Consider the following 5,802-nt stretch of genomic DNA (forward strand, 5'->3'; position numbering starts at 1 on the left):
GTTGCTCGCGCGGCCGATGGTGGCGATGGTGGGTGCCCGCAATGCGTCGGCCGCCGCCGTGCGGTTCGGCCGGCAGCTGGCTAACGATCTGTCGCGGCAGGGGACGGTGGTCGTGTCCGGCCTGGCGCGCGGGATCGATACGGCGGTGCATGTGGGCGCGCTCGATGGCGGCACGATCGGGGTAATCGCCGGCGGTCTCGACATTTTCTACCCGCCGGAAAATGAGCGACTGCAGCGGGAGATTGGCGGGCGCGGCCTGATCGTGTCCGAGCAGCCGCCCGGCACCGAGCCCCATGCGCGCCATTTCCCATCGCGCAATCGCGTGATCGCGGGCCTGGCGCAGGGCACGGTGGTGGTGGAGGCGGCACCCCGATCTGGGTCGCTGATTACCGCGCGGCTTGCCGCCGATTACGGTCGCGACGTCATGGCGGTCCCGGGCTCCCCGCTCGATCCGCGTGCCCAAGGCTGCAATCAACTCATCCGCGATGGTGCCACGTTGGTGCAATCGGCGGCGGATATTTTGGAGGCGCTGCAGCCGTTTGGCCGCAATCATGTCGGTGCACCGGCAGCGGCTTACGAGCCGGGCAATGCCAGTCAGGACGCCGGCGAGAGGGAGAGGCGGGCGGTGACGGCCTTGCTGAGCCCAATTCCGGTCGCGGTCGATGAGCTGATCCGCCAATCCGGTGTATCGGCTACAGACGTGCACCTCATCCTGTTGGAACTGGAATTGGCCGGGCGGCTGGAACGCCATGCTGGAGGCCGCGTCAGCCTTGGCTGAGACGGGGATGGTCGCAGACGGCGGATCGGGTTGGGCTTTCCCGCCGGCCGGCCAGTCCCTACATCGCCCCTTGACGCCGGCTGCCGCGTCTCGCCACCCTCGCGCGTACACGTAAGGACATCACCCAGCCTCATGAAGCTTGTCGTTGTAGAATCCCCCGCCAAGGCGAAAACGATCGAGAAATATCTCGGCCCCGGTCACCGGGTGCTGGCCTCCTATGGTCATGTTCGCGATTTGCCGCCCAAGGATGGCTCCGTCGATCCGGACAATGGCTTCGCGATGGAGTGGGAGCCGTACGCCGACAAGACCAAACAGCTGAAGGCGATCTCCGACGAGGCCAAGGCGGCCGATACGCTGATCCTGGCGACCGACCCCGATCGGGAGGGCGAAGCGATTTCGTGGCATGTTCAGGAAGTGCTGCGCAAGCGCAAGGCGTTGCCGAAGGATGTGCAGCGGGTGACGTTCAACGCCATCACCAAGCCGGCCGTGCTGGACGCGATGGCGCACCCGCGTGCGCTGGATGAGGATCTGATCGACGCCTATCGGGCACGGCGCGCCTTGGACTATCTGGTCGGCTTCACGCTCTCGCCGGTCCTGTGGCGCAAATTGCCGGGTGCCAAGTCAGCAGGCCGGGTCCAGTCCGTCGCTCTGCGGCTGGTGGTCGACCGCGAACGTGAGATCGAGCTGTTCCGCCCGCAGGAATATTGGTCGGTCGCCGCCAGCATGGAGCAGGATGGCGTGACCTTCCTCGCACGCTTGGTGCGCTGGAAGGGCAAGAAAATTGATCGCCTGACGATCGGCAACGGCGCAGATGGCGAAGCGGCACGGGCGGATGTCGCGGCGGGGCGTTTCACGGTCACCAGCGTCGAGACCAAGCCGCTGACGCGCAATCCGCCGCCGCCTTTCACCACCTCGACGCTTCAGCAGGAAGCCGCGCGCAAGCTCGGTTTCTCGGCCAGCCACACGATGCGAGTCGCCCAGGATCTGTATGAGCAGGGCGCCATCACCTACATGCGAACCGACGGCGTCCAGATGGACCAGGGGGCGATTTCGGCGGCGCGCGCCTCGATCGTCGATCGCTATGATGGCGGCTATGTCCCGGATCAGCCGCGTCATTATACGACGAAGGCCAAGAATGCGCAGGAAGCCCATGAGGCGGTGCGGCCGACGGATTTCAGCCGCGATCGGGCAGGCTCGGGCGACCATGCGCGCCTGTACGAACTGGTGTGGAAGCGTGCGCTTGCGAGCCAGATGGCATCGGCCAGGCTTGAGCGGACAACGGTGGAGCTGAGCGACGGCACCGGCCAGCATGCCTTGCGCGCGACCGGGCAGGTCGTGCTGTTCCCCGGCTATCTCGCGCTCTACGAGGAAGGTCGCGACGATGCCGAGGATGAGGACAGCAAGCGCCTGCCACGGATGAACGAAGGCGATGCGCCGGCCAAGAAGAGCGTGACGGCCGAGCAGCACTTCACCCAGCCGCCGCCGCGTTATTCCGAGGCCTCCCTCGTCAAGAAGATGGAGGAGGTCGGCATCGGGCGTCCTTCAACGTACGCGGCGACGCTGCAGACGCTGAAAGACCGCGACTATGTGACGCTGGAGAAGAACCGCTTCATTCCGCAGGAAAGTGGCCGTCTGCTGACAAGCTTCCTGGAGCGCTTCTTCGATAAATATGTGAGTTATGACTTCACCGCCGGCCTGGAGGAAGAGCTGGACGACGTTTCCGGCGGGCGGGCGGATTGGCAGTCGGTGCTTGAGGCATTCTGGCGCGACTTCAAGCCGAAGACCGCCGAGGTTATGGAGCAGAAGCCGAGCGAGGTTACGGCCGCGTTGGATGAATTCCTCGCGCCCTATCTGTTCCCGGATAAGGGTGACGGCAGCGATCCGCGGCTCTGCCCGAGCTGCGGGACGGGTCGGCTCGCGCTGCGCGGCGGCAAGTTCGGCGCCTTCGTCGCCTGCTCCAATTATCCCGACTGCAAGTTCACGCGCCGCTTCGCGCAAGGCGGGTCTGAGGACGCGGCCAACGACACCGGTCCGGTCGAAATGGGTGTCGATCCCGCCACGGGAGAGATGGTGACGCGCCGCGCCGGGCGGTTCGGGCCCTATATCCAGTTGGGCGAGGGCAAGGAGGCCAAGCGCGCGTCCATTCCCAAGGATGTGCCCGAACTGGATCTGACGATGGCGCTCAGGTTGCTGTCACTGCCGCGTGAGATCGGGACACATCCGGAAAGCGGCAAGCCGATCACCGCCAGCATTGGCCGCTACGGGCCCTATCTGGCGCATGACGGCAAATATGCCCGATTGCAGTCGACCGCCGAAGTGTTCGAAACGGGCATGAATGCGGCGGTGGCGCGGTTGGCCGATGCCGCGAATGGCGGGGGGCGTTCGGCAGGCGCGTCGCGCGAGCCGATCGCCACCTTTGCGGAGAGCCCGGTGACGGGAAAGCCGGTCAAGGTCATGGAAGGCCGGTTCGGTCCCTATGTCACGGACGGCACGACCAACGCGACCTTGCCCAAGGGCACCGATCCGGCAACGCTGACGGCCGAACAGGCGCTGGTGCTGCTGGAGGAGCGGGCCGCGAAAGGGCCGGCCAAGGGCAAGCGCAAGCCGGTCAAGAAAGCCGCCGCCGCGAAAACCGCAGCGAAGAAAACCCCGGCGAAGAAAAGCGCGGCCAAGAAGAGCGCTGCGGCGAAGTGAACGATTCCGCCACGGGGCTGCAATCGGCACAGGCGCTGGCGGCGGAAGCACAACGGCTGAGAGCGGAACGCCGCTGGTCGGAAGCGTTGGACCTCAGCGTTGCTGCGGCGGAAGCAGCACCTGGCGACCCGGCGATATTGCAGGATCTGGCGTTGCTGCTGACGAAGCTGGGCCGGCTGGAGGAGGGGGAAGCCGTCCATCGCCAAGCGCTGACGCTCGTGCCGAATTCCGCCTTGCTGCTGTATAGCCTGGCGCACAATCTGCTGGCCCAGGGGCGCTACCGCGAGGCGTGGCCGCTTCACGCGGCGCGGGTCGATGTGCCGGGTTTGAACCATGGTTTTCCGCGGGGTTTTCCTTTCCCGCGCTGGCAGGGTGAGCCGCTGGATGGAAAGCGCATCGCCGTCTTTCCGGAACAGGGGCAGGGGGACCAGATCCAGCTGGCGCGGTTCCTGCCCCGGCTGATCGGGTTGGGTGGCCGCGTCACCTTGCTCAGCCCGCCTTCGCTGGTCGCGTTGTTCGACTATAATTTTGCGAACATCGAGGTCGTTGCGGCGGAGGGGCAGACAGAATTCCCCGATCCAGATTATTGGATCACGCTCTATGATCTTCCGGCTATTTTCGGTGCGACTCTGGCGGAGCTGCCCAGTGCGCCCTACCTGACGCCGCCGAGCCGTCTGCCGAAAGAGAGCGGGTTTCGGATCGGGCTGCGCGACCGGGGTAATCCAAATCATATCAACGACATGTTTCGATCCTTGCCGCCCGATATGGCGCGGCGCTTGCGGGACGAGCTGCCGGGCGCGGTCGTCGATCTCGATCCCGATGTCAGTGGCGCACGGGACTTTGCCGAAACGGCCGCGATCCTGTCCTCGCTCGACCTAGTCGTTTCCGTAGACACGGCGGTCGCGCACCTTGCCGGCGCGCTCGGCCTTCCATGCCTGCTGTTGCTGTCAGGCTTCTCGCCGGACTGGCGCTGGATGTTCGGCCGTGACGACAGTCCCTGGTACCCTCGGCATCGTCTGTATCGCGGAGCGATCGACGGTACGTGGGATGCGGCGGTGGATCGGGTGATCGCGGACGCCCGGGCTTTTGCGGATACGAACGGAGGAGAGGCGCCGTCTGCATTGCCCTCCGACACGCCGCCGCCTAAGCACACGCCCGCCCCATAGCCTGAGCGGAGCCCCATGCGTCTTTCTCGTTATTTTTTGCCCGTCATGAAGGAATCGCCTGCGGACGCGCAGATCATCAGCCACAAACTGATGTTGCGGGCCGGGTTGGTCCGGCAGACCGCCGCCGGCATTTATGCCTGGCTACCGCTGGGGACGCGCGTCCTTGCCCGGATCGCGCAGATCGTGCGCGAGGAGCAGGACAAGTCCGGCGCGATCGAGCTGATCATGCCGACCGTCCAGTCGGCCGAGCTGTGGAAGCAATCCGGCCGCTATGACGATTACGGGCTGGAAATGCTGCGCATCAAGGACCGGCATGATCGCGAGATGCTGTATGGGCCGACTGCGGAAGAGGTGATCACCACCATTTTTAAGGATGCGGCACGCTCCTATCGCGACCTGCCGCGTACGCTGTACAACATTCAGTGGAAGTTCCGCGACGAGGTGCGGCCCCGCTTCGGCGTGATGCGCGGCCGCGAATTCCTGATGAAGGACGCTTATTCCTTCGACTTGGACGAGGCCGGCGCGCGCCATAGCTATAACCGCATGTTTGTGGCCTATCTGAACACGTTCGCGCGAATGGGGCTGCGCGCCATTCCGATGCAGGCCGATACCGGCCCGATCGGTGGCGATCTGAGCCACGAATTCATCGTACTGGCCCCGACGGGCGAGAGCGAGGTTTTCTATCACTCGAATTGGGAGAAGCCGGCGGAGCTCTCCCACGTCGATTTCGAGGACGTTGCCGGGCTGCAGGCGATCGTCGGCGGCTATACCGCCGATTATGCCGCCACCGACGAGAAGCGTGATCCGGCCCGCGAGGCAGAAGCCGGCGACGCGCTGCGCCAGTCGCGCGGCGTCGAGGTAGGCCATATCTTCTATTTCGGCACGAAATATTCGGCTGCGATGGGCCTCAAGATCCAGGGTCAGGACGGCAGTGAGATCGTGCCGCAAATGGGTAGCTACGGCATTGGCGTGTCGCGTCTTATGGCTGCGATTATCGAGGCGAGCCACGACGAGAAGGGTATCATCTGGCCCGACGCGGTCGCGCCCTATCGCGTCGGCTTGATCAACATGCGTGCCGACGACGAGACCTGTGCGAAGGCGGCAGACGATCTGTACGCCCAGCTGCAGGCGGCCGGCATCGACGTGCTCTACGACGACCGCGAC

The 5,802-nt window shown here is 65.1% G+C and carries 4 protein-coding genes; all 4 read left to right on the forward strand.

Annotated elements, in window-relative coordinates; genetic code table 11:
• A partial coding sequence (gene dprA / locus ACOJSI_RS06705) for a DNA-processing protein DprA (RefSeq protein WP_420137491.1) occupies positions 1 to 778 on the forward strand: 778 nt, incomplete at its 5' end.
• A gap of 132 nt (positions 779 to 910) precedes the next feature.
• Positions 911 to 3,472, forward strand: a complete 2,562-nt coding sequence (gene topA / locus ACOJSI_RS06710; protein WP_420137492.1) for a type I DNA topoisomerase — start codon at positions 911 to 913, stop codon at positions 3,470 to 3,472.
• Entirely contained in the window at positions 3,469 to 4,638 is a 1,170-nt protein-coding gene (locus ACOJSI_RS06715; protein WP_420137493.1) for a glycosyltransferase family 9 protein, read from the forward strand. The genes topA and ACOJSI_RS06715 overlap by 4 nt, the downstream gene beginning before the upstream one ends.
• 15 nt (positions 4,639 to 4,653) lie before the next feature.
• The coding region (proS, locus tag ACOJSI_RS06720) for a proline--tRNA ligase (RefSeq protein WP_420137494.1) at positions 4,654 to 5,802 on the forward strand (1,149 nt) is incomplete at its 3' end.

The organism is Sphingomonas sp. (genome assembly GCF_048595155.1).
Classification (GTDB): domain Bacteria; phylum Pseudomonadota; class Alphaproteobacteria; order Sphingomonadales; family Sphingomonadaceae; genus Sphingomonas_I.

Coding starts and splice junctions, on each gene's coding strand:
- topA (WP_420137492.1), top strand. CDS start 911: ATGAAGCTTGTCGTTGTAGAATCCCCCGCCAAGGCGAAAACGATCGAG.